4 protein-coding genes are annotated in these 3,957 nt (G+C 47.1%); 2 read left to right on the top strand and 2 right to left on the bottom strand.

Features of this window, described 5'->3' with window-relative positions:
- Together ACY69O_RS07330 and ACY69O_RS07325 are read left to right on the top strand one after the other, a co-directional pair.
- Nucleotides 1–834: pyridoxal phosphate-dependent aminotransferase (locus ACY69O_RS07330; RefSeq protein WP_462332816.1), on the top strand; the 834-nt coding region annotated here is incomplete at its 5' end.
- 224 nt (nucleotides 835–1,058) lie between these two features.
- Nucleotides 1,059–1,418, top strand: a complete 360-nt coding sequence (locus tag ACY69O_RS07325; RefSeq protein ID WP_462332815.1) for a helix-turn-helix domain-containing protein — start codon at nucleotides 1,059–1,061, stop codon at nucleotides 1,416–1,418.
- Nucleotides 1,419–1,518: 100 nt separating this feature from the next.
- Here the strand turns inward: ACY69O_RS07325 and ACY69O_RS07320 are convergent, their stop codons facing one another.
- Together ACY69O_RS07320 and alr are read right to left on the bottom strand one after the other, a co-directional pair.
- Complete coding sequence (locus ACY69O_RS07320) at nucleotides 1,519–2,703, bottom strand: HD-GYP domain-containing protein (protein WP_462332814.1); 1,185 nt, start codon at nucleotides 2,701–2,703, stop codon at nucleotides 1,519–1,521.
- Between the two features lie 78 nt (nucleotides 2,704–2,781).
- Nucleotides 2,782–3,957: alanine racemase (alr, locus tag ACY69O_RS07315; RefSeq protein ID WP_462332813.1), on the bottom strand; the 1,176-nt coding region annotated here is incomplete at its 5' end.

Here is a 3,957-nt window from a genome sequence, read left to right as displayed (position 1 = left end):
CCCGGAGATGAGGTGCTTATTCCTGAGCCGTGTTATGTTTCCTATAAAGCATGCACTGTGCTGGCAGGAGGAGTTGCAGTTCCCGTTCCTACAAAGATAGAGAACGAATTCCGTATTACTCCTGCTGACCTGGAAGCACATCTCACCCCAAAAACGAAAGTTCTGCTCATAGGGTACCCCAACAATCCGACCGGTGCAGTCATGAGCCGCAGCGACCTCATTGAAATAGCTAATTTTGCGGAAGAACATGACCTCATAGTTATTTCTGACGAAATATACGGCAATCTGACTTACGGCGACGAAGAACACGTCACGTTTTCCTCGCTCCCCGGTATGAAGGAACGCACGATTTTGCTGGACGGTTTTTCAAAATCCTATGCCATGACAGGCTGGCGTATCGGCTATGCTCAGGGAGCTCCCGAAATAATAGCGGCAATGACAAAAATTCACCAGTACACTATGCTCTGCGCTCCCATCACGGCACAGATAGCCGCTATCGAAGCACTTCGCCGCGGCGAAAAGTATATGCGGAAAATGGTATCCGAATACGATCGGCGCAGAGGCGTAATATACCGCGGTTTCAGAGAAATAGGTCTCCCCTGCTTCGAACCGAAGGGCGCGTTCTATATTTTCCCGGATATCCGCGGCACCGGAATGACCTCCGAACAATTTGCCGAAGAACTTCTTCGCACCGAGCACGTAGCTCTCGTTCCCGGCAGCGCGTTCGGCGAATGCGGTGAAGGCTATGTCCGCTGCTCTTATGCAACCGCACTCGGCCAAATCGACGAAGCCATTGCGCGTATCGGCAACTTCGTAAAAAAACATATAAAATAATAAGCAGCCGGAGCATAACAGAGAAAGGCAAGGCTTTCCCTGCCTTTCTCTGTTTTCATTTAAGAGCTCTTAACAATCCGTTCGTTTGCGTCTTATTTTCGTTTGCGTCGATTTTTTCATTCGAACTTTTATACCAATTTAGCATATTTCTTCCCCATAAATGTAATTTTCTGATAAAATGAGTAAACAATTCTATTTCAAAGTTTAGAAAGGAGGATGACGGGATGCAGAACAACCGCCTGCGCTATCTTCGAGAAAAAGAGGCTCTCACGCAGACGAATCTAGCTAATGCGCTTCATATCGGACAGTCGACATACAACCGTTATGAGCGAGGTGTGCGTGAGCCTGACCATGAGACACTCAAGAAAATAGCGGATTATTTTCATGTATCACTGGATTTCCTGCTCAAGCACGACCGCCCTTACACACGTAAGGAACCCGGTATTGATCTGGCCTCCTTCCTCATGGACGGTTCATATAAGATTTTTTCAAAGACACCTACTCAAAAGGACCGAAAGCGTTTGGTTAATTTAATCCACGCTCTTTATGGTGAAGAGAACGACGGTCGAAAGTCTTCTACCTGATTTGCATTATGCCGCACTGATGTGCGGCATTTTTATTTTGCGTTCGAACGTGAAAAAAGGCAGGGCATACGCCCTGCCTTTTTAATTCTTTGATAGTTTATCATATAATTTTTCCCGCTCGATAATTTCTCCGCGGATACTTTTTTTCCAAAAAAACGAAGGGATCAACGCCTTTTTCATCGATGAATCTCAAAAGCTCTTCATCATTGAACACACGAAGAATGTCCACACCCGGCTCGTCCATGAGTCTCAAAATGAACGGTTCCTCAAGAAACTCTCTTTTTCTATCCGCAAACATACAGATTTCCGGTCTCAGCGTCTGCCCGAAATGCACCTTTTTCACTATGCCAATGCCGATATTCGTTTCAATAACTGTCGTCACCGGGTAAATTGCAACATTCTTGAAAAAAAGCTCAAGCATTTTTCGGTCAAACTGCCCTACCGAAAGATTTTTCATTATGTTATATGCGATATGCGGCGGGTACGGGTCCTTGTAGCTGCGCTGACTCGTCAGCGCGTCGTAAACATCAGCAATTGCAACAACCTTTGCAAGCTGCGCAATTTTGTCTTCCCTGAGCCCGAACGGATATCCACGCCCGTCCATATGTTCATGATGCTGCTCCGCAATCAGTCCCAAGAGATGTGCTCTGGGCTCATCCTTCATAAGATCAATCTGTTTTCTGCCTGCTGTCGGATGCATTCGAATAATATCAAACTCATCCTTAGTCAATCTTCCCGGTTTATTCAGAATTTCACGCGGAACGACTACTTTTCCTATATCATGCAGCAGCCCGCCCAAAATCAACGTTATGAGATTGGCTGTTGAATACCCCAGTATTATTCCTAAAAGTCCACTGAGAACTGCGACATTAACACTGTGGGCAAAAGTATATGTGTCATGCTGCCGGACATCCGAAAGCTGCACTAAATCCCGCTGATGTGCAAGAATATCCTCCAGGATATTGTGCGCCGGTTTCTGAAGAAGCGAAATATTTATCGTCTTTTTACGCTCAATATCATCAAAAATCCCACGAAGGTTTTTCAACGCTTCGGTTCTTGTCTTTTTATCCAGTACATCCCTCGGGAGCTCCACGTTTACAACCGAATCATTCTTTGTCTCTGTGGAAAAAACCGTGAGAGAACCTATGCCGAGTTCATCAAGACGTTCAAGATATGCCTCGGTCATGGGAACTCCGCTCATCAGATAGTTGACGCCGCGGTCATTATATATATTCTGTGCCGTTATCATGCCCGGACGTATTTTTTCGAGCGGTAGATGCAGCATTGATTCTTCCTCACTTACAACTAAAATACTGCTCTATAATAACATAAAGAAGTCACAAACAAAAGTAAAAACCTTATTTCATAAGCCGGAGTCCTCAACGTACACTCTCGGAACGCGCGGAGATATCATGCACACAACCTCGTACCCTATTGTCCCGAGCCAGCCTGCAGCCTCCTCCGCCGAAAGAGTTTCTGAACCGAAAATCGTTACCGCATCCCCAACACGGGCTCCTTCAACCTCCGTTACATCAACCATACACTGATCCATGCAGATACGTCCGATAACCGGTACACGCCGCCCATTAAGTTCAACAACGGCCTTGCCTGCATAAAGCCGGGTATATCCGTCGGCGTAACCTATTGGCAGCGTCCCCACCCGCATTTCTCTCGCAGCTATGAATGTGCGTCCGTAGCTTACACTCTCACCCGGATGATAATCCTTTACACATGAAAGACGCGCCTTCACCTGCATGACAGGCTTTAGGTCAATCACATGCTCAACCTCATCCGATGGCCAGAGTCCATAAAGAATAATGCCCGCCCGAACCATATCGAGATGTGTCTCAGGCATTTCGAGAATTGCGGCAGAATTCGCAATATGGCGAAGCGCCAGTTTAACTCCCCGTGCCTCAATGGCTGCAACAGCCTGCTGGAAGCGTTTGAACTGCTCATTGGCATAGCTCTTATCCTTTGCGTCTGCCAAAGCAAAATGGGAGAACGCGCCCTCAATCCATATACCCGGCAGGCCCTTCATCGCTGCCGCAATTTCACCTGCGTTTCCCGGGCGCACTCCTATACGGCCCATACCGGTATCGACGGCAATATGTACCTTTGCGTGAGTATGCTGACGCAATGCCGCAGCGGCGAGAGCAGCCGCCTGTTCAACGGTAAATACGGCCTGCGTAATCCGATACCTTACTACTGTGTCAGCCTCCTGAGGCTGTGTCGGTCCAAGAATCAAAATCGGAGTCGTAAAGCCTGCCTCACGAAGCTTTACCGCCTCACTGAGCACAGCAACCGCGAGATAATCCGCTCCCTGTGCCACAGCTTCACGAGCCACGGCAAAAACTTCTGGCAACATATCATTTAAAATCTTGGTATCATCTACAGGTGGACGTTTTTTGCCAGTCTTATTGATACCTTCTTCGGCTTTGGCGATTTTGAGAGCTTTTCTGATATGAGTTTTGAATAGTGCAGTCTGCTCTTTGAGCTCATCGTCGCTCATTTTTTCGTATTTAGGCTCAAGCTTATTGAT

It is taken from the genome of Schwartzia sp. (in: firmicutes), assembly GCF_978017985.1.
Note: the sequence above shows the minus strand (reverse complement) of the source record. Positions and strands in the feature narration are given on the sequence as shown.